This window comes from Nocardia sp. NPDC047038, from assembly GCF_040644075.1.
Taxonomy (GTDB): Bacteria; Actinomycetota; Actinomycetes; order Mycobacteriales; family Mycobacteriaceae; genus Nocardia; species Nocardia sichangensis.
Genome location: NZ_JBEYVQ010000005.1, coordinates 45,647 through 66,427 on the forward strand (window position 1 = coordinate 45,647; position 20,781 = coordinate 66,427).

Consider the following 20,781-nt stretch of genomic DNA (forward strand, 5'->3'; position numbering starts at 1 on the left):
TGGTGCCGATATCGTGTCTCCGAAGATCTGAACGCACAACCTTTGAATAATAAGTTGAGCAATTTGCTCAATTTGACGAGTCACAGATGGGCACCGGCTAAGCACTGTGCGATGTCGCTGTGACGCCGCGCACACTCTCGCTTCGAGGCGTCCGGTCATTTCCGCGAGCCGCACCGGTGCCACACCGCGCATCCTCCGCCGCGCCCCCGCCTACCTGTGTGAAGGTGGAGAGGTGGCACTGCGCAGGATGGGTACGGCGATCGTCGCCGCCATCACGTTCGGAACGCTGACCGCGTGCGGGCAGCAGGCGGACCCGGCCGTGCCCGCCACTCCGGAGCGCACCGCGGAAGCGGCGGCGGGGATGCGGGCCGATCCGGGTCCCCGGCGATACGCGGGCGGGACGATGGTCGTCATCCCGCATGCCGCGGACCTGGAATCCAGTTCCGCCTTACCCTTCTCGGAGTACGACGTCGAGGACGGGACGGACAAGCTCGGGATCCACATCCCCGGCCCGGTCGGCTGCCCGAGCATAGGATTCACCGCGCGGGTGGAGGAATCGGCCGACCTGGTGAGCGTGCGATTGATCCATGGCCTGCATCGCGGCATGCCGCCGTGTCAGGGCGCGAACCCGGAGCAGAAGCGCGAGTACGGCGTGGTCGTCGTCGACCTGCAACGCCCGCTGGGCGGACGGGCGGTGCTCAGCTTCACATGAGCCGGATCGGCGCGCGACCGGGTAGGCCACCTCCGTTAGTGATCTTGTCGAATGGCGGGCCGCGGGCTTTGTGACTTGTCCGGTTCGCCTGTTCCGGAGCGGCGTCCGGAGAATGTCGGGCGCTATCTTCGCAGCGGATGGTGCCGCCTTCGCGGCTACCGGCGGTCCCGGAGTCGAAGGAGGTGCGGCAGTCCGCCATGATCGGCTCAGGGTCCCCACGGCGGCGGTTCCTTCTGCTCCGCCCCGCAGTGAAGGTTCGCTGCGGTTCTCGTGTAGTGCCGGTGCGTCCGAAGCACCGACGTCGCGGCGTGCCCGCCGCGGGTCGGTGGGTCGGTGACGGCTGACTTTCGAAGGAAACCCGTGTCCAGAGTTCCGTTCAGGATCGCGATCTTGCTGGTGAGCATCGTCTCGCTCGGCCTGCTCGGCCTGCCCGCTACTGCGCAACCCCTCTATCCCACTCCCGATCCCGATCCCTTCTACACCGCGCCGCCCGACCTGGGGGCGCTCACCCCGGGCGACGTCGTACGGAGCCGCAGGATCGACACCGGTATGTATGTCGGGACCGAGGGCTGGCAAGTCGCGTTCCGCTCCACCAATTCGCAGGGCAAGCCCGTCATGGGCATCACAACGGTCCTGATGCCCGCCGGGGTGAAGAATCCGCCGCTGGTCTCCTACCAGGCGCTGATCAATTCCCTCGGCACCCAGTGCAATCCGTCGCGCTCGCTGTTCAACGGCGAACTACAGGACGCGGTCGGCGCGATGTTGCCCATCGGACGCGGATGGGCGATCTCGCTGCCGGACTATCTGGGCCCCACCTCCGCCTACGGCGCCGCGCGCCTGGCCGGAATGATGACCCTCGACAGCGTGAAGGCCGTCCGCAAGGTCGCCGGACTGGGGCTGTCGGACTCCCCCGTCGCCATCGCGGGCTACTCCGGCGGCGGCATGGCCACCGCGTGGGCCGCCGCCATGCAACCCACCTACGCGCCGGATCTGAAACTCACCACCGCCGTGGCCGGTGGCATCCCCGCCGACCTGGAGGAGATGGCGATGGCGCTCGGCTTCGAGCCGCACCCCGGATTCGGCCTCGCCTTCGCCGCCGCCATGGGGCTGGAGCGGGAGTACCCGGACCGGCTGCCGATCTCCGATCAGCTCAACGAGAACGGTTTGTGGTTCCGGGAATTCACCCACGACGCCTGCCGCCGATTCCTGCTCTTCCACGGCGCCTTCCGCAGCGCGGAGCAGATGGCGGCGTCCAAGAGCCTGATGGACAGCCCGGAGGCGCACGCCGTTCTGCGGGAGAACAGCCTGAAGTACTTCGACGGCGTTCCGACTGTGCCGACCTACATGTGGCAGGGCCGCTTCGACACCCTCACCTTCTACAACCCGGTCGCCGAGGTCGCCGACCGGTACTGCAAGGCGGGTGCGCGGTTGACGTTCCATACCGTCGACATCTCCGAGCACCTGACCGCGGCCGCCGCCGGATTCGCGGACGCGTGGAACTACGTCGAGGCCAGGTTCCGCGGCGAACCCGCACCGACCAGCTGCTGAACCCAGAAGACAAGCGGGCCCGGGAGTGCTTCTCCCGGGCCGCTTTTCGTTGCATCAGCTGATGGAACGCACCTCTTTCTCGTACTGCGCGCGGACCTTCTCGTCGGCCGGGTGCAACGCGCGATCCCCGTCGAACAGGCCGCGGATCAGGCGCACCGCGCGTTCCGGCGCGGCGGCCAATGCGATGTCGAGCGGGCCGAGGTAATTCGGCACGGCCACCTCGGCTTTGCGAGTGACGCAGGTGCGCACGATCGCGCCGGCGACGTCTTCCGGGTCGACGGTCGGCATGCCGTGGCCGAGTGTCAATCCCGAGGAAAGGCGGGTTCGCACGGCCGACGGCAGGACGCAGCTGACACTGACGCCATGCCCGGCGAATTCCAGGCGGGTCGCCGCCGAGAGACCGACCGCGGCGAACTTGCTCGCGTTGTACACGGCCAGCCCCGGAATAGGGATCTTGCCCGCCAGCGAGGCGACGTTGACGACATGGCCGCGACCACGCTCGATCATGCCCGGCGCGACGGCGCGCATGCCGTGGATGAGACCCCAGACGTTGATGTCCAGCGTGGCCTGACCGACCACGTCGGGTTCGTCCAGGAACGCGCCCGCAGGCATGACACCGGCGTTGTTGACCAGCACGTCGATTCCGCCGACCGCAGCGGCCACCGCGTCCCATTGCCCGCGCGAACGCACGTCGAGTTCGAACGCGCTCGCCCCGATCGCGGCGGCCGCCTCCTCGGCGGCGGGTTTGTCCACGTCGGCGATTACGACCCGGGATCCTTTCGCGGCGAATAATTCCGCGGTGGCCCGGCCGATTCCCCGCCCGCCTCCGGTGATCAGGACTGTCGCCTCGCGCAGGTCGATCGCGGGGTAACCGGATCCGAGGATTCTCATACGAATGCTCCTTGTTCGAGCGTGCGGCGGGTACTGCGCAGGCTGTGTTCGAAGGTGGCGAGACGGCGGCGGCCGTCCATGAAGTTCGGTCCCGTCACCGCGAGGTCGTCGGCGGTCGCGCCAACGAACAGCACCTTCGTGCCCGCGGCGCGCAGTCGTGCGATCTCGGTGCGGAGCTTGTCGCTCATCCGGTTGCGCAGCTGCCGTTCCAGCAGGTGCCCGGGGCCGGTCGCCGGGATCCGGGCCGCGGAGGCCATCGGAGCCAGCACGAGAAGTTCGTCCAAGTTCTCGGCGACGAGCAGGTCCACCGAGGCCGTGGAGCCCGCGCCGCCGTCGACGAAGCGGCGGCCCCCGATGGTGACCGGAGGGAACCAGCCGGGCACGGCCCACGATGCCCGCAGTGCCGCGCCGATGGTCGCGGCGGGCGCACCAGGCGCGCCGAACGCGACGCGCTCGCCCGTCGCGTAGTCCATCGCCACCAGCCGGGTCGCCGGATGCGGCACCCAGTCGCGGCCGGGGTTCAGTCGTTCGGCCAGCCGTTGCAGCCAGCCCGGGTCGCCACCGCCGACCGGCAGCAGTCCGCTGCCCGCGGCCAACAGCGCCTGGCCCGGCTCCTGGCGACGCAGCGGCAGTCGGGGCGAGCCGAGCCGCGGGCGCGGCAGCGGCGGAAACCGGCCTGGCTCGGCGGCGCGGTGCTCGCGCAGGATCGGGTCGGTCGCGGTGCCGCGCTGCAACGCGACCAGGTCGTCCACCGAAACGCCACTGCCGAGCATCGTCACCGTCTCCGCACCCGCGGACGTGCCGAGCAGCACGTCCGCCTCGCGCGGATCCCAGTCGAGCACGTCCCGGGCGGCGACGAGGGCGGCGACGATCCAGGCCGCCCCCACGGTGCCACCGCATCCGATGGCCAGGCCGCGCCGCTGCGACCCTTTGTTGTTACCCATAGTCTCAGACACTAGCCCGGCTCGGCCCGAAAGCCACCCCCTTTCGAGCGGTCGGTATCCCGGCTCAGGCCGTGAAGTGCAGCGTCCATTCGCCGCGATAGTGCAGGCGGGTGACGCTGCCGGGCGGGATATCGATGCGCCAGAACGATTTCGGTGGAGCGTCCAGCGTCACCAGCAGCGCGGCCCGGACGACCGCCGGGTGGGTGACCGCGATCGTGGACACCGACCGCGCGGCGACCTCGGCCATCCAGAGCCTGGTCCGTTCGATCACGTCCAGCACGGACTCGCCGCCGTGCCCGCGGAACGCCGGGTCGGTCAACCAGGCGTACAGCTCATCCTGGGGCACCGACATCAGTTCGCCGCCGCGCCACGCGCCCGCGTCCAGGTCGCGCAGCCGGTTGTCCTCCTCATCCGGCAGCAGCCCCAGCAACGCGGCGGTCTCCACCGTCCGGCGTTCCGGGCCGGTGAGCACGCGCGCGGCGGTGAGCGGCCCGCATCCGGCCACCGCCCGCCTGCCCGCCTCGGTGAGCGATTCGTCCACCGGGAACCGTGCCTTCCGCATCGCCTCGGTCATCCCATGGCTGACCAGGTCGAGTCTGAGCACTTTTTGCACCTGTCGAAGCGTACGGCCCGGCGTCGGCGGCCGTTGTTCGATTGCTCCCGCTTCGCTCGCGAAACGGTACGGGCGTGCTTGTCGGTGGGCCGGTGCACACTTGAATCCATGGCCCCGTTCTCCCGCGCGACCCAGGAGTGGTTCGACGGCGCGTTCCCCGCGCCGACCTCCGCTCAGCTGGGGGCGTGGAAGGCGATCGCGGCGGGCGAGCACACTCTGGTCGTCGCGCCCACGGGGTCCGGCAAGACGCTCTCGGCGTTCCTGTGGGCGATAGACCAGCTGGCCGGCCGGGAACGGCGGCCCGAGCGGGCAGGCACTTCCGTGCTGTACGTGTCCCCGCTGAAGGCGCTGGCGGTGGACGTGGAACGCAATCTGCGAGCGCCGCTGGTCGGCGTCACGCAGACGGCGAAACGCCTGGGACTGGAGCCGCCGGAGATCACCGTCGGGGTCCGTTCCGGCGACACCAGCGCGTCCGATCGGCGGTCCATGCTGCGCACCCCGCCGGACATCCTGATCACCACGCCGGAGTCGCTGTTCCTCATGCTCACCTCGGCGGCCCGCGAGACGCTGCGGGACGTGCGCACGGTGATCGTGGACGAGGTGCACGCGATCGCCGGTTCCAAGCGCGGTTCGCACCTGGCGCTGTCGCTGGCCCGGCTGGATCTGCTGACCGAGCGGCCCGCCCAGCGCATCGGGCTGTCGGCGACCGTCCGGCCGCCGGAGGAAGTCGGCCGGTTCCTGGTCGGCAACGCGCCGATCACCCTGGTCGCGCCGCCCGCGCCCAAGACGTTCGACCTGTCGGTGCGCGTGCCGGTGGCGGACATGACCGAGCCCGGCGACTCCGACCAGCCTGGATCGATCTGGCCCCACGTGGACGAGGCGATCGTCGAACTCGTGCTGGAGCACCGGTCCTCGATCGTGTTCGCGAACTCCCGCAGGCTGGCCGAGCGGCTCACCGCCCGGCTGAACGAGGCCTACGCGGCGCGGCTGGGCGAGCCGGTGGAGACCGAGCACAAGCCGCCCGCCCAGCTCGGCCCGTCCACCGAGGTGATCCACGGCGCGGGGCCCCTGCTGGCGCGCGCGCACCACGGTTCGGTCAGCAAGGAGCAGCGAGCGCTGATCGAAGACGATCTCAAGAGCGGGCGGCTGCGCTGCGTCGTCGCGACCAGCAGCCTGGAACTCGGCATCGACATGGGCGCGGTCGACCTGGTGGTCCAGGTGGAGGCGCCGCCCTCGGTGGCCAGCGGATTGCAGCGGATCGGGCGGGCCGGGCACCAGGTCGGCGAGATCTCCCGCGGGGTGATCTTCCCCAAACACCGCACCGACGTCATCCATTGCGCGGTGGCGTCGCGGCGGATGACGGCCGGACAGATCGAGGCGATCCAGATCCCGGCGCATCCGTTGGACATCCTCGCGCAGCAGACCGTCGCCGCGTGCGCGCTGGACCCGATCGACGTCGACGCGTGGTTCGACGTCGTGCGCGGCACCGGCAGCTACGCGTCGCTGCCGCGCTCGGCCTACGAATCGGTGCTGGACCTGCTCTCGGGGCGGTATCCGTCCGACGAGTTCGCCGAACTGCGTCCCCGGCTGGTCTGGGATCGCGACGCGGGCACACTCACCGGGCGGCCCGGCGCGCAACGGCTGGCCGTGACCTCGGGCGGAGCGATCCCCGATCGCGGCATGTTCGCGGTGTACATGGTGGGCGAGAAGGCATCCCGGGTCGGGGAACTCGACGAGGAGATGGTCTACGAGTCCCGGGTCGGCGACGTGTTCGCGCTCGGGGCGACGAGCTGGCGGATCGAGGAGATCACCTTCGATCGGGTGCTGGTGACGCCCGCGTTCGGACAGCCGGGGCGGTTGCCGTTCTGGCACGGCGACGGGCTCGGTCGGCCCGCCGAACTCGGCGCTGCGCTCGGCGAATTCGTGCGCACGGTCGCACAGGACCTCGCCGCCGAGGCGTCCACGGGTGCCGGGAAGACCGCACGGCGCGATGCAGGCACACCTCCGAAGGCGTCGAAACAGACTCGCGCGCAGGCGGATTCGATACCCAACGGCACGGGTCGCGCGCCCGCGGTACCGGAGCGTGTCGCGGATGTCATGCTTTCCGCCGGTCTCGACGACAACGCCACCGCCAACCTGCTCACACTCCTGGACGAACAGCGCACCGCGACCGGACATCTGCCCACCGACCGCACGCTGGTAGTGGAGCGGTTCCGCGACGAACTTGGCGACTGGCGGCTGGTGCTGCACTCCCCCTACGGTCTTCCGGTCCACGCTCCCTGGGCGCTGGCCATCGGGGCGCGGCTGCGCGAACGGTTCGGTGTGGACGCCGCGCCGAACGCCTCCGACGACGGCATCGTCGTGCGGCTGCCCGATACCACCGACGATCCGCCCGGCGCCGAACTGTTCGTCTTCGAGTCCGACGAGATCGATGACATCGTCACCGAGCAGGTGGGCGGCTCGGCGCTGTTCGCCTCGAGGTTCCGCGAATGCGCCGCCCGCGCATTGTTGCTGCCGCGCCGCGACCCGGGCAAGCGAGCGCCGCTGTGGCAGCAGCGGCAGCGCTCGGCCCAGTTGCTGGACGTCGCGCGCAAGTTCCCTGAATTCCCGATCCTGTTGGAGACGGTGCGCGAATGCCTGCGCGACGTCTACGACCTGCCGTCGCTGCGCGACCTGCTCGGACAGGTCGGGCGGCGCCGGATACGACTGGTCGAGGTGGAGACCGCGACGCCGTCACCGTTCGCCAACGCCCTGCTGTTCGACTACATCGGGCAGTTCATGTACGACGGCGACAGCCCGCTGGCCGAGCGGCGCGCCGCCGCGCTCTCGCTCGATTCCGGTCTGCTCGCCGAGTTGCTCGGCCGGGTCGAGCTGCGCGAACTGCTCGACGCCGCGGTCATCGAGCAAACCGAGCGAGAACTGCAGCGGCTCACTCCCGAGCGGCACGCGCGCGACGCCGAGGGCTTGGCGGATCTGCTGCGGCTGCTCGGGCCGCTCACCGCCGCCGAAGCCGCCGAGCGCTCCGACGAGGATCCCGTCGCCTGGTTCGAAAGCCTCGTGTCCGCACGCCGTGCGCTGGAGGTCTCCTTCGCGGGGCGCAGCTGGTGGGTCGCGGTGGAGGACGCGGCCCGGCTGCGCGACGCGCTCGGGGTTCCGCTGCCGATCGGCACGCCATCGGCGTTCATCGAGCCGGTGGCCGATCCGCTCGGCGATCTGGTCGGCCGCTACGCCCGCACGCACGGCCCGTTCGGCACGGAGGCGGTGGCGGCCCGGTTCGGGCTCGGCACCGCGGTCGCCGCCACCGCACTACACCGGCTCGCCATCGAAAAACGGGTGGTCGAGGGGGAGTTCACGCCCGGAGCCGCCGGGGCGGAGTGGTGCGACGCGCAGGTGCTGCGCCGGCTGCGCCGCAGATCGCTCGCCGCCGCCAGGCACGAGGTCGAGCCGGTCTCGACCGCCGCGTTCGGGCGCTTTCTCCCGTCCTGGCAGCACGCCGGCAGCGGCGAACTGCGCGGCGTCGACGGCGTGGCGGCCGTCGTGGAACAGCTCGCGGGCGTGCCGATCCCGGCGTCCGCCTGGGAATCGCTCGTCCTGCCCGCGCGGGTGCGCGATTACACCCCGGCCATGCTCGACGAGCTCATGGCGACGGGTGAGGTGGTCTGGTCCGGGCACGGCGCCATCACCGCCAAGGACGGCTGGATCGCCCTGCATCCGGCCGAGCAGGCGCCGTTCACCCTCGCGCCGCCGGACGAGGTCGATCTCACCGATGTCCAATTACGCCTGCTCGCCGCGCTCGGCGCGACCTTCGTGCCATGGACGCCACCCGGCCCCGCGGAAACCGTGCCGGATCGACCGCCCGTGCCGTTGGACGAGCCGGACCTGCCGACCGGCAGTGCGTCCGACGGTCACGGCGCGCGCCGGCGATCCGCCGAGACGGCCGGTGGCGCCACACCGAACGAGTCGGACAACGGCCGACGCAGCCGACGATCACCGGTCGGCTCGGAAGACGCGGCCGGTGCGGGACATTCGATCTCCGACGCCCCCGCGGAACGACTGATACCCGTGCCGCAGGGCGGCGGCGCGTACTTCTTCCGGCAACTCTCGGACGCCACCGGCCTGCTCGACGACTCCGCTGCGGCCGCAGCGCTGTGGGAATTGGTTTGGGCCGGAATGGTTTCCGGTGACACGTTCGCGCCGGTACGGGCGTTGCTTTCCGGTACGGCCCGGACCACGACGGCCCACCGCACGCCCCGCCGCGCCCCGCGAGGGCGGGCCTACCTGCCCCGGCCGAGCATGCCCACCCGTTCCGGCCCGCCCTCGGTCGCCGGGAGATGGTCTCTGCTCCCGGAGCGGGTCTCGGACAACACGCTGCGCGCCCACGCGACCGCGGACCTGCTCCTGGAGCGGTACGGCGTGCTGACCAGGGGCTCGGTGCAGAACGAGGGCGTGCCGGGCGGGTTCGCGCTGATGTACCGGGTGCTCACGGAGTTCGAGGACCGAGGACGCTGCCGCCGCGGTTATTTCGTCGATTCGCTGGGCGGCGCGCAGTTCTCCACCACCGACGTGGTGGACCGGCTGCGCTCCTTCGACCCGGAACGGGCCCGTCCCGAGTCCAGGGAGCCGACCGGCACGGTACTGGCACTGGCCGCGTCCGATCCGGCGAACCCATACGGCGCCGCTCTGGCTTGGCCGAAGAGCGACGTGGAGGGCGGGCATCGCCCCGGACGTAAAGCCGGAGCGCTCGTCGTGCTCGTCGACGGTGAACTGGTGCTGTATCTGGAGCGGGGCGGCAAGACCCTGCTCACCTTCACCGAGGACCCCGACGCCCGCCGCGCCGCCGCCGCGGCGCTCGCCGACCTGGTCCACCGCCGCCGGGTGGACTCGCTGGTCATCGACCGGGTCAACGGAGACACCGTGCATGGCAACACGTTCGCCGGGTTCCTCACCGAAGCCGGCTTCTCCGCCACCCCCCGCGGCCTGCGCCTCCGGAGCCGCCTGTGAGCCCGCGATTCCGCGCCGACTCGGCGGAGCCGTCGTATGCCTGAGGGGGACACCGTCTTTCTCGCCGCGAAACGGCTTCGCACCGCGCTGGAGGGCAAAGAACTGACGCGCAGCGACTTCCGCGTACCGCGATACGCGACGGTGGATCTGCGCGGGCAGGTGGTCGAAAGCGTCGGCAGTTACGGAAAACACCTGTTCATCCGCACGCCCACCGTGAGCGTTCACACCCACCTGAAGATGGAGGGCAGCTGGCGCGTGTTCCACTGCGGACAGCGCTGGACGAAACCGCGCGTCGCCGCACGAGTCGTCTTGAGCACCGCGGACGTCGAAGCAGTCGGGTTCTCCTTGGGCACCGTCGAGGTCGTGCGGGTGGGCGACGAGCACCGCATCGTCGACCATCTCGGACCCGATCTGCTGGGCCCGGATTGGGATGCGGCGGAAGCCGTCCGGCGATTGGCGCGGTATCCGGATCAACCCATCGGCGTCGCACTGCTGGATCAGCGCAACCTCGCCGGTATCGGGAACATCTTCCGCAGCGAGGTGTGTTTTCTGCGCCGCGTCCACCCCGCGACCAGGGTCGGCGACGTCCCGGACCTGTTGGCCATGGTCAACGAAGCACACCGCATCCTCGCCGAATCGGTGGCCAAGCCGCCGCGGCGCGCTCTGGCCTACGGCCGAACACACCGTCCGTGCCAGCGCTGCGGCACCCCACTCGTCGCCGACCTACTCGGTGACACCGCACCGGATCACGACCGGGTGGTGCAGCGAGAGCGGGGCATCTTCTTCTGCCCTCGATGTCAGCCCATCCCGGCCGAATGATCCGATGCCGCGAGTCCCGGTTTCCGACACGGTTATCCGCCACGCCGCGCGGTAATTCGCTGCCTTACAGCCGATAACGGCCGACAACTCTTGACGAGCACTTCCCGCCCACCTAACTTACAATTTGTCAGTTATGGCGGGAGGCAGCATGGGCGACCCACGGCGATACGTGGTGATCGGGGGCGGCTTGGCCGGGCTCGCCTCGGCGGTCTGGCTGGCGGAAGCGGGCAAGCAGGTCACCCTGCTCGAACGCAGAGGCAGGCTCGGCGGACGCACCCACGCTATGCGCGCCGCGGCGGTGGACGATCCACCGGACAACGGCCAGCACGTGATCGCCAGCGGATACGACCACCTGTTCCGCTATCTGACCAGCGTCGGCACACGGCAGTACGTCGCTTTCCCACATGGCGGCACACTGCGCTGGCCCGACGGCCGCAGCGTCACCATGCGCACCAAAGGAATCGCCGCGCTGCGCACGCTGTCCGGCGCGCATCCCGATGCGAACCCGCTGGAGCGCGTGCGCGCGACGATCGCCACGCTCCGGCTCGGCTGGCAGTGCCTGCGTCAGCCCACCGACCTGCCCGGCCTCACCACCGAGCAATGGTTCGACCGGGTCGGCATGCCCGCCAAAGCCAGGGAAGCACTGTGGGATTGGCTGGCGCTCGGCATCGCGGCGGAGCCGGTGCAGCGGGAGTCGGCGAAGGTGTTCGCCGATGTGATGGCCACGGGCATCCGGCTGGGCCTGCGGCACCGGCAGGCCGTCGACATCGGTTATCCGACCACCGACCTGGACACGTTGTATGTCACCGGGGCGTTGCGTGTCTTCGAGAAGTACGGCGTGCAGGTGCGCTACCGAGCGGTGGCGCGCCGGATCCACATCGTGGACGGGAAGGTCAGCGGCGTCGCGTTGGCGGACGGCAGCACGATCCCGGCCGACGCGGTGGTGTGCGCCGTGCCCAACTCGAACATCGGCGGCCTGCTCGACGATCTACCCGAGCACGCCGAGATCTACGCGGCGGCCGACAAACTCGGCTACACGCCGATCGTCAGCACCAACCTCTATCTCGATCGCCCACTGGGGACCACGGCCGAGTTCGAGGCGCTGATCGGCGGCACCGGCGTCATCGACGAGGTCTTCGATCGCCAGCGGATGACCGGGCGCAGTACCGCGAAGGCCTGGCTGTACTGCCTGACCACCAGTGGCGCCTACGAACAGATCCACAAGTCCGGCGACGAGATCGTCGCCGAGCAGATGGCGCTGCTGCGCCGCTACTATCCGGCGGCGCGAGCGGCGAACGTGGTACAGGCCCAAGTCGTCCGCATGCCGAAAGCCACCTTCTCCCAAGTCGTCGGCAACCACGCGTTGCGCCCGAGCCAGCGCACCTCGGTGCCCACTTTGACCCTCGCGGGTGACTGGACCGCCACCGACTGGTCGGCGACGATGGAAAGCGCGGCGCAGAGCGCGGCGCGGGCGGTCGAGCTGCTGCTCGAGCTACCTTCGACGGCGTGACCACCGACCGCTCCACGGCCGAGCGCGGTACCAGCGAGGCGCGGCCGAAGCGCCGGATGTCCGCCGCCGACCGCCGTACCCAGCTGCTGAACGTGGCGCGCGACATCGTCGCCACCGAAGGCTTCGGCGCGGTGAGCATCGACCGGGTGGCCCGCGAAGCGCAGGTCGCCCGCGCGCTGGTGTACCAGCAGTTCACCGACCTGCCCGGGCTGACGTCGGCGCTGCTGGACCGCGAGTCGGCCATCGCCTTCGCCGGTGTGCGCAGCGTGGACTGGGACCACGGTGACGTGGACCGGGTCGGTCGCGGCATCCTCGCCTACCTGCACGCCGCGCCGACCAGTTGGCGGATCATGCTCAGCCCGTTCGACGGCGGGCCGCCGGAGCTGCGCGAGCGACTCGCGCTCGGTCGCGCTTACGCGCGGGCGATCGGCGCGCGTCATCTGTCCAGATACCTCGGGGTCACCGTGGATCCGAATGGTCCGACAGAGCGAATCCTGTTGGCCGCCGTGGAGGAACTGGCCCGGCTGCACCTCACCGACCCGAGCGCGTATCCGGACGAACTGGTGCTGCGCTACCTGCGCTCGCTGGTCGGCTGGGCCATGGCGATGGAAGCGCCCGACTGACCACACTCAGCCCTCCGACGGCACCGGCTCCAGGATCTGCGGGCGCGGCTCGGGCGCGGCGATCCGCAGGGCATCGGCGGAGGCGTCGTCCGGTTGGGTCTGCGATTGGATCTCCGCCTCGACCCGCGCCTGATAAGTGCGTACCTCCCGGTCGATCTCCTCGTCGTCCCAGCCCAGAACGGGCGCGACCAGCCGGGCCACCTGCTCTGCGCAATTGGCTCCGCGGTGCGGGTACTCGATCGAGATCCGGGTCCGCCGGGCCAGGATGTCGTCGAGATGCAGGGCGCCCTCGGCCGCCGCCGCGTAGACCGCCTCCACCTGGAGATAGGACGGCGCGTCCGTGATCGGTTGCAGCAGTTCGGGTCGGTCCTCGGCGAAGGCCATCACATCGGCGATCAGCGAGCCGTACCGATCCAGCAGGTGCTTGATCCGGTACGGATGCACCCCGTAGGTCTCGGCCAGCTGCACCGTCTGGTTGACCAGCGCGAAATAGCCGTCGGCGCCGAGCAGCGGCACCTTCGCCGTGATCGACGGTGAGACCCGGGCCGGTATGTCCTGCGCCGCTTCGTCCACCGCGTCGAGAGCCATCACGCGATAGGTGGTGTACTTGCCACCCGCGATGCCGACCAGACCGGGCGCGACCCGGGCGACGGCATGTTCACGTGAGAGCTTGGAGGTCTCGTCGCTCTCCCCGGCCAGCAACGGGCGAAGGCCCGCGTACACGCCGTCGATGTCGTCCGGCGTGAGTGGCTGAACCAGTACTTGGTTCACGCGTTCCAGCAGATAGTCGATATCGGCCTTGGTCGCGGCCGGATGCGCGAGGTCGAGATTCCACTCGGTGTCGGTGGTGCCGATGATCCAATGCGCGCCCCAGGGAATGACGAACAGCACCGATGTGGCGGTGCGCAGGATGATCGCGGTGTCGCTCACGATCCGGTCGCGTGGGACCACGATGTGCACGCCTTTGGAGGCCCGCACATGGAACCGGCCGCGCTGATGCGACAGAGCTTGGACTTCGTCGGTCCACACGCCGGTCGCGTTGATCACCACATGCCCACGGACCTCGCCCGCGCGGCCGTCCTCGGTGTCGCGCACCTTCACGCCGACCACCCGGTCGGCTTCCCGCAGGAACCCGACGACCTGGGTGGACGTGCGGATCACCGCACCGTAGTGCGCGGCCGTGCGCGCCACCATCATGGTGTGGCGTGCGTCGTCGACGACCGTGTCGTAGTAGCTGACACCGCCGATCAGCGAATCGCGCCGCAACCCGGGCGCCAGCCGCAACGCGCCCGCGCGCGTGAGATGCCGTTGCCCGGGAACGGATTTCGCCCCGCCCATGGTGTCGTACAGGACCAGGCCCGCCGCCACGTACGGACGCTCCCACACGCGGCTGGTCAGCGGGTACAGGAAGCGCAGCGGCTTGACCAGGTGCGGCGCCAGCATGGACAGCGCGAGCTCGCGCTCGCGCAGCGCCTCGCGCACCAATCCGAACTCCAGCTGCTCGAGGTAGCGCAGTCCGCCGTGGAACATCTTCGACGACCGGCTGGACGTCCCGGACGCGAAATCGCGGGCTTCGACCAAGGCGACCTGTAAGCCCCTGGTCGCCGCGTCCAACGCGATACCGGCCCCGACCACGCCCCCACCGACGACGACCACATCGAAATGATCTTTGCCGAAGCGCTCCCAGGCCGCACTGCGCTGCTCCGGCCCGAGAAGCTGCGATTCCGGTTTCTTCGCCATGCTCGACTCCTCCAGCGGATGTGTCCGATCGAGCGTTCAGATCCAGGCTAGGCGAACCGCCGCGAATCGACCGCCCGCGCCCCGGCCCGTGTCGCCCCGTCCTACTCGTCGGTAACAATCCCAACCCTAGCCGAGCGGCGACCCGTCCCCACCGCCCAGTGAGCCACACAACAGCACACTCCCGCACTCACCAACCCCGCCGCCACAACGACCGGATCGCCTCATCAGACCCAGCACAATTGCGACCGAACCGAGACCGAGCAGCCCCCCCAGGCAGAGCAAAACACCCCGGCGGACCGGCAACTACTGCGGCCTCATGCACAACGTCTCGAATCCGACCCACGAGTCGCACGCGCCCCGCCACAGCCCGAACGGCCAACACGCCTGCCCCTCCGAGCAGTCCCGGCCGAGTCACACGCGCCGGCGACCAACACAGCCGACTCGTACCCGACAACTCGCCGAACCGATCGAGCCGACACCAGAGCTACTACCAACCGCGCGCATCCGGTAGCAAGCCTCGACCCCGACGCACCCACGCCTTCAAAGCGAAGCGAGACCGAGCATCCACCCTTCGCGGCCCGGCCGCCGTCCGAGCGGCCGCCGCGTACGCGACGAAAAGAGAAACAGACCGCCAGACCCGCAGCCAGCACTACAACCGCGTGCACCTGGTAGCGAGTTCCTACACCGACGCGCCCAGCGCACCGCAACTACGTCTTTCGAGCGAAGCGAGACCGAGCGAGCCTGTTCCGTTCGCGGCCCAGCTCGGGTTTGCGCGGCCGCCGCGTCCGCGACGAAAAGAGAAACAGACCGCCGGGCCCGCAGCCAGCATTACAGCCGCGTGCACCGGTAGCCGAGCTTCGATACCGACGCGCCCAGCGCACCCCAACCACGTCTTTCGAGCGAAGCGAGACCGAGCATCCGCCGTTCGCGGCCCGCGCCGCAGGCGCTGGAAAAACAAACACAGCCGCGCCGAAGGCGCGGCCAAATACACTGCCAGCATGCGTCGCTATGTGGCCGCCATCGACCAGGGCACGACCTCGAGTCGGTGCATCGTCTTCGACCGGCAGGGGCGCGTCGTCGGCGTCGCCCAGCGGGAGCACGAGCAGATCTTCCCGCAGCCGGGTTGGGTCGAGCATGATCCCGAAACCATCTGGCGCAATACCGAATTCGTCCTCGGTGACGTTCTGGAGCGCAACGGCCTCGGCGCGGACGACATCGCCGCGGTCGGCGTCACCAATCAGCGTGAGACGACCGTGGTGTGGGACCGCGAGACCGGTCGTCCGGTGTACAACGCGATCGTCTGGCAGGACACCCGTACCGACCGGCTGTGCGCCGAATTGGGCGGCGACGCGGGACCGGGCCGCTACCAGGAGCGCACCGGCCTGCCGCTGTCCACCTATTTCGCCGGGCCGAAGCTGCGCTGGATCCTGGACAACGTGCCTGGGGTGCGGGAGCGCGCCGAGGCGGGCGAGCTGTGCTTCGGCACCGTCGACAGCTGGGTGTTGTGGAAGCTCACCGGCGAGCACATCACCGACGTGACCAATGCCTCCCGCACCATGCTGCTGGATCTGCGCTCGTTGCAATGGGATTCGGTGATCTGCCGGGAATTCGGCGTGCCGGAGTCGATGCTGCCGCAGGTGCGCAGTTCCTCGGAGGTCTACGCGCCGATCGGTTCCGGGCCGCTGGCCGGGGTGCCGGTGGCGGGCATTCTCGGCGACCAGCAGGCCGCCACTTTCGGCCAGGCGTGCCTGTCACCCGGCGAGGCCAAGAACACCTACGGCACCGGCAATTTCATGTTGCTGAACACCGGAACCACGCCGGTGTTCAGCAAACACGGCCTGCTCACCACGGTGTGTTATCGCCTGGGTGCCGCGGACGCGGTGTACGCCCTGGAGGGCTCCATCGCGGTCACCGGCTCGCTGGTGCAGTGGTTCCGCGACAATCTCGGCATCATCTCCTCCGCCGACGAGATCGAGCCGCTGGCCCGTAGCGTCGACGACAACGGCGGCGCCTACATCGTGCCCGCCTTTTCCGGGCTGTTCGCCCCCCGCTGGCGTCCGGACGCGCGCGGCGTGATCGCCGGACTCACGCGTTTCGTCACCAAAGCGCACCTGGCGCGGGCGGTGCTGGAATCCACCGCGTTCCAGACCCGCGAGGTGGTCGACGCGATGCGCGCGGACGCCGAGTCCCAGCGGCTCGGCCTGGAGCTGACCACGCTGAAGGTGGACGGCGGCATGGTCGCCAACGACCTGCTCATGCAGTTCCAGTCCGACGTCCTCGACGTGCCCGTGGTACGCCCGGTGGTCAACGAGACCACCGCGCTGGGTGCGGCGTACGCGGCCGGGCTCGCCGTCGGCTACTGGTCGGGCACCGACGACATCCGCGACAACTGGACCGCCGACAAGACATGGCACCCGACCATGCCGGAAGCGGAACGGGACGAGCGCTTCGCCGCGTGGAACAAGGCGGTCGAGCGCACCTACGGCTGGGTTGACTGACGGTCGCGCGAGCGATGCGGCGGAAATCGAAAGTCGTAACCCCCGAATCTATTCACCTATCGCGCGCGCCAACCGCGCGATCGCCTCACGCAGCGTCGCCGCGTCGGAGGTGGTGAAGCACAGGCGCATCGAATTCCGGTGGCCGCCGGACACCGCGAATGCCTCGCCGGGGACGTAGGCGACGCCGAGATCGATGGCGCGGGGCAACAAGTCCACGGCGTCGGTCCCATCGGTGAGGTCGACCCACACGAACATGCCGCCCGCCGCATCGGTGCTCACCAGACGGTCACCGAAGCGGGTGCGCAGCTCGTCGACCAGGACACGCGCCCGCGCACCGTAGACCCGCCGGATCTCCTCGACCTGCCCGGTCAGCCAGTCCGCATCGGCGAGCAGATCGGCGGCGATCTGTTGGGTCAGGGCCGACCCGCACAGGTCCGCGCCCTGCTTCAGCAGTTCCACACCCCTGCACACCGCGTTCGGCGCGGTCATCCAGCCCACCCGCAAGGTCGGCGCCAGAATCTTCGACACGCTCGACAGCCGGATCACGTTGGGTGAATACGTCGCGATCGGTTCCGGCGACGGCCGGTCGAACCACAGTTCGCCGTAGGGATCGTCCTCGATCACCCAGAATCCGAACCGGTCGGCGAGCTCGGCGAGTTCCTGCCGGCGTCGCGGGCTCATGGTGACACCGCGCGGATTGTGGAAATTGCTCACCGTGTGCACCACCGCGGGCCGCTCGCCACGGCCGAGCAGTTCGGCCAGCGCGTCGACCCGCATCCCTTCGGCGTCGAGCGGGACCGTCACGATGCGCGATCCGGCGGCCCGGAACACCTGCAACGCGCCGACGTATGCCGGATCCTCGACCACGACGAGCGCGCCCGGATCCAGCAAAACCTCGGCGAGCAGCGACAACGCCTGCTGCGAACCGTGCGTGACGAACACCTCCTCGAGCGGCACCGGCCGCCCCAGCCGCCGCGTCTCACGTGCGGCGAGCACGTCACGCAGCGGCCCCCACCCGGCCGATTCGGTGTACTGCAGTCGCGCGCGGTCCGCCAGCGCCGACTCCGCCGCCTGCGCGATCCGGTCTCGCGGCATCAATTGCTCGTCGGGCAGGCCACCGGCCAGGCTGATGACGTCGTCGCGCGCGGCTACCTTCAGCAGATCACGAATCGCCGAACTCGTCAGGCCCTCGAGACGCCGGGCCAGGGGTGGAGTGATCGCCGTCATGAAACCTCCAGAAAAGGACGCCACGGTACGCGTTGTCCTCACTGTTTCACATCCACTACCAAGATATGAAATTCTATTCTCATTATGTGAGATAGTTTCGAGGCGTGGAACGGGCCGTCGGACGCAACAAGACCGGACCGACCGACTCACTGTCCGACATGCACCCGCCGCAGCGTCCCGACGGACAGCGACCCCTGGAGTGATCCGCATCACTCGATGGAACGGTATTCGCGCCGCCACCGTCCAGATCCACGTAAGGATCATCTGACCGAAGGAACGAAAAGCAATGAAACACATCGCATCCGCGCTTGCTATCGGCGCATTGACCACCGGCGTACTGGCCTTTGTGGCGCCGTCGGCGAACGCCGCCCAGCCTGGTCAGAAGTGCACGGTTCCAGGAGCCACGGCGCAGGACTATGTGGACGTGGGCAACGGAGTCCAGCGCAAAGCGGTTCTCGGCTGCGTGCGCTCCGGCGGTGGGTACGTGTGGCAGGTCACGAACTACCTGCAGCCGGGCGTCAACGACGGCTGATCCGTCGTCCGCGGCCGCGGCGTGCGCGGTTTGCGCACACCGGCGGCCGCGGCGCACCCGTTCCACCACGCACCGCGTTCATCGCTGGAGCGAACCCCGGTAGCCCGACCTACTGCGAAGCAGACTCAATCGATCAGATAGATGAGGGTCCGTCCGTCCAGGGTCACCGTCGTGATCACCGGGAAGTACTGGGCCTCGGTGCCATCGGGATGGCGCTCGGTGATCTCGACGTTGAAGCGATCGGGAGTGATCTCCGCGATCCGCAGGCAATAGGCCGTGCCATGCGGGATGTGCTGGTCGATGGTTTTCTGCAGGTCCGCGGGTGGCTCGACGTTCGCGCCCGGCGCCACGAACGTGTGCGCGCGGGCAGCGCTGCGCTCGGAATAGTAGGCATGCTCGAAGCCGAGAATCGCCCGGATCCCGCTGCTCGTGTCACCCGAACCATTGCCGAAGGTGACCTTGCCCTCGGTGCGGGTCGGGCAGTCCATCGCCGCGGTGCTCGGGCCGCTCGCAGCCGCCGTGCCGTCCTGGTCCTCATCGCTGCCGCTGGTCACCACGATGGTCACGGTCAGCGCGATCAGCGCCACGACCGCCGCGACCGCACCGAGCACGATCCACCGCGTCGAGGAGCCCTTGCGCCGGGCGGGCGCCGGTGTCGTGGGGACGCGCAGCGCCAGCCGCATGGCGATCGGGTCCTCGGCCCAGGACAGACCCGATTCGGACGGCGCGGGAGGTTTCGGCACGCCCCCCTCGGCGGTCGGCTGGTTCCACCAGGATTCCTGCGGCTCGCCGTCCTCGGGCTGCGAGCGCTCGACGCCGGAAGAAGGCTGCTCGGGCGTGGCGGGGGCAGGTCCGGCGTAAACCGTGGAATCCGGCGCGCGGAACTGTGACGGCAGTGCGGGTGTCGTTTCCGGCTCGCCCGCGGGCCGCCAAGTCAGTTCCGGGTGATCGGTCGGCTGCTGTGGCACCTGCCAGCGCGGGCCGGTGTCGGCCCCCATCGGCGGACCGAATTCCGAAACAGGTGGACCGAATTCCGAGACGGGCGGTCCGAATTCGGACACCGGCGGCCCGAATTCCCCCAACGGCGGACCGAACTCCGAACCGGACTGGTCGGATTCGTTCTCCCTCGCGTCACCCTCGGAGGTCACACCCAATCCTTTCCCGGACACACAAGCGGGGCGGCCGCGAACGACCGCCCCACCCGTCGAAACAGCACGTGTCAGTACTGGAGTGAACCACCCCACTGGGTGGTGACACCACCCACGTCGGCGGTCTGCGGAGCGAAATCGCCCGGCTGAAGCGGAAGCTTAACCTGTGCGGCGGCATCCAGGGCGGCCGATCCGCCCGGCTGCTCCCGGATCCAGTCCTCCACCGCGGCCTTGGCCTGGTTCAGCTGGGTGGTGTCGAACACCGTGGTGGTGTTGTTCGCGGCCAGGCCCTCGCCACCGGTGTAGGTGGTCAGCTTGACCGTGTTCTTGTCGACGAACTCCACCGAGACGCCCGCTTCACCCGAGCCGGTCGGCGTGCGGTAGCCGATGGTGCCGACGTAACCGGCCTCGTTGCTGAAGTGGTGGGTGTTGGCCACGTGACCCGGCAGGACGGTGCCGCCGTCGATGTTGGCGCCGATCTCCGCGTGCGGGCCGGTCATCTCCACGACCGGCGCCGCCGGGGCCGCCTCCATACGCGGGGCCTGCCAGCGCGGCTGCGCCTGCGGCTGCACCAGCGTGGAGCTCTCCGGCTGCCGCGCCTGGGCGTTGTCGTTGTCGCTCTGCGTACCCAGCTGCGGAGTGACCTGCTGACCGGGCTGCGGCGCGGCCTGCTGCTGGCCCGGCTGCGGCGCGGCCTGATCCGGCACGACCGCGGGCAGCGGCTCGCTCGGCTTCTGCTGACCGGGAACCGGCAGCGGCGCGACGCGCGGCGGGGTCACGCCCGGCTGGGTCGGCTTGGCCAGCTTCGGGTCTTTCTGGTCCGGCGCGGCATGATCCGACTCCGGGGTGGTGACGCCTGGCTGGCTCGGCGTGGGCTTGCTCTCCGGCTTCTGCGGATCCTGCTTGGATTCCGGCTTGCCCGGCTCCGGCGCAGTGGTTTCCGGGGTGCTCGGCGACTCGTTCACGCCCGGCTGC

Annotated in this window: 15 protein-coding genes; 8 read left to right on the forward strand and 7 right to left on the reverse strand. The window is 69.7% G+C overall.

Annotated elements, in window-relative coordinates:
* The first annotated feature begins 232 nt into the window (after positions 1 to 232).
* Both ABZ824_RS19715 and ABZ824_RS19720 read left to right on the forward strand, forming a co-directional pair.
* The gene (locus ABZ824_RS19715) at positions 233 to 712 is read left to right on the forward strand and encodes a hypothetical protein (RefSeq protein ID WP_355073468.1); all 480 of its coding nucleotides are present in this window, start codon (positions 233 to 235) and stop codon (positions 710 to 712) included.
* Between the two features lie 390 nt (positions 713 to 1,102).
* A complete protein-coding gene (locus tag ABZ824_RS19720; RefSeq protein WP_356964883.1) occupies positions 1,103 to 2,260 on the forward strand; it encodes a lipase family protein in 1,158 nt (385 codons plus the stop codon).
* Positions 2,261 to 2,314: 54 nt separating this feature from the next.
* Here ABZ824_RS19720 and ABZ824_RS19725 read toward each other — a convergent pair whose 3' ends face one another.
* From ABZ824_RS19725 to ABZ824_RS19735, 3 genes are all read right to left on the reverse strand, one after another.
* Positions 2,315 to 3,151, reverse strand: coding sequence for an SDR family NAD(P)-dependent oxidoreductase (locus ABZ824_RS19725; RefSeq protein ID WP_356964630.1), 837 nt, complete (start codon positions 3,149 to 3,151; stop codon positions 2,315 to 2,317).
* Positions 3,148 to 4,095, reverse strand: a complete 948-nt coding sequence (locus ABZ824_RS19730) for a patatin-like phospholipase family protein (protein ID WP_356964631.1) — start codon at positions 4,093 to 4,095, stop codon at positions 3,148 to 3,150. The genes ABZ824_RS19725 and ABZ824_RS19730 overlap by 4 nt, the downstream gene beginning before the upstream one ends.
* 64 nt (positions 4,096 to 4,159) lie before the next feature.
* A complete protein-coding gene (locus ABZ824_RS19735; RefSeq protein WP_039796212.1) occupies positions 4,160 to 4,708 on the reverse strand; it encodes a histidine phosphatase family protein in 549 nt (182 codons plus the stop codon).
* Between the two features lie 108 nt (positions 4,709 to 4,816).
* Between ABZ824_RS19735 and ABZ824_RS19740 the strand changes: the two genes are divergently transcribed.
* The 4 genes from ABZ824_RS19740 to ABZ824_RS19755 all read left to right on the forward strand — a co-directional run bounded on the left by ABZ824_RS19740 (position 4,817) and on the right by ABZ824_RS19755 (position 12,661).
* Positions 4,817 to 9,709, forward strand: a complete 4,893-nt coding sequence (locus tag ABZ824_RS19740; RefSeq protein WP_356964633.1) for an ATP-dependent helicase — start codon at positions 4,817 to 4,819, stop codon at positions 9,707 to 9,709.
* A 36-nt stretch (positions 9,710 to 9,745) separates the two neighbouring features.
* Positions 9,746 to 10,528, forward strand: coding sequence for a DNA-formamidopyrimidine glycosylase family protein (locus ABZ824_RS19745; RefSeq protein ID WP_356964634.1), 783 nt, complete (start codon positions 9,746 to 9,748; stop codon positions 10,526 to 10,528).
* 148 nt (positions 10,529 to 10,676) lie between these two features.
* Positions 10,677 to 12,038, forward strand: coding sequence for a hydroxysqualene dehydroxylase HpnE (hpnE, locus tag ABZ824_RS19750; protein WP_356964636.1), 1,362 nt, complete (start codon positions 10,677 to 10,679; stop codon positions 12,036 to 12,038).
* Between the two features lie 56 nt (positions 12,039 to 12,094).
* Positions 12,095 to 12,661: a TetR family transcriptional regulator gene (locus ABZ824_RS19755; protein ID WP_356964884.1), complete on the forward strand. Its 567-nt coding sequence runs from the start codon at positions 12,095 to 12,097 to the stop codon at positions 12,659 to 12,661.
* Positions 12,662 to 12,667: 6 nt separating this feature from the next.
* Here ABZ824_RS19755 and ABZ824_RS19760 read toward each other — a convergent pair whose 3' ends face one another.
* A complete protein-coding gene (locus ABZ824_RS19760; protein WP_356964638.1) occupies positions 12,668 to 14,401 on the reverse strand; it encodes a glycerol-3-phosphate dehydrogenase/oxidase in 1,734 nt (577 codons plus the stop codon).
* Between the two features lie 998 nt (positions 14,402 to 15,399).
* On the opposite strand from ABZ824_RS19760, the gene glpK reads away from it, so the two are divergent.
* A complete protein-coding gene (gene glpK / locus ABZ824_RS19765) occupies positions 15,400 to 16,899 on the forward strand; it encodes a glycerol kinase GlpK (protein WP_356964640.1) in 1,500 nt (499 codons plus the stop codon).
* A gap of 48 nt (positions 16,900 to 16,947) precedes the next feature.
* Here glpK and ABZ824_RS19770 read toward each other — a convergent pair whose 3' ends face one another.
* Positions 16,948 to 18,126, reverse strand: a complete 1,179-nt coding sequence (locus tag ABZ824_RS19770) for a PLP-dependent aminotransferase family protein (protein WP_356964642.1) — start codon at positions 18,124 to 18,126, stop codon at positions 16,948 to 16,950.
* Between the two features lie 286 nt (positions 18,127 to 18,412).
* Here ABZ824_RS19770 and ABZ824_RS19775 point away from each other — a divergent pair, with 286 nt between their 5' ends.
* Positions 18,413 to 18,658: a hypothetical protein gene (locus ABZ824_RS19775; RefSeq protein WP_355081363.1), complete on the forward strand. Its 246-nt coding sequence runs from the start codon at positions 18,413 to 18,415 to the stop codon at positions 18,656 to 18,658.
* Between the two features lie 125 nt (positions 18,659 to 18,783).
* Here the strand turns inward: ABZ824_RS19775 and ABZ824_RS19780 are convergent, their stop codons facing one another.
* Complete coding sequence (locus ABZ824_RS19780; RefSeq protein WP_356964644.1) at positions 18,784 to 19,806, reverse strand: hypothetical protein; 1,023 nt, start codon at positions 19,804 to 19,806, stop codon at positions 18,784 to 18,786.
* Between the two features lie 71 nt (positions 19,807 to 19,877).
* Positions 19,878 to 20,771 carry a hypothetical protein gene (locus tag ABZ824_RS19785; protein ID WP_356964646.1) on the reverse strand — a complete coding sequence of 298 codons (894 nt, stop codon included), beginning with the start codon at positions 20,769 to 20,771 and terminating at the stop codon, positions 19,878 to 19,880.
* Between the last annotated feature and the right edge of the window lie 10 nt (positions 20,772 to 20,781).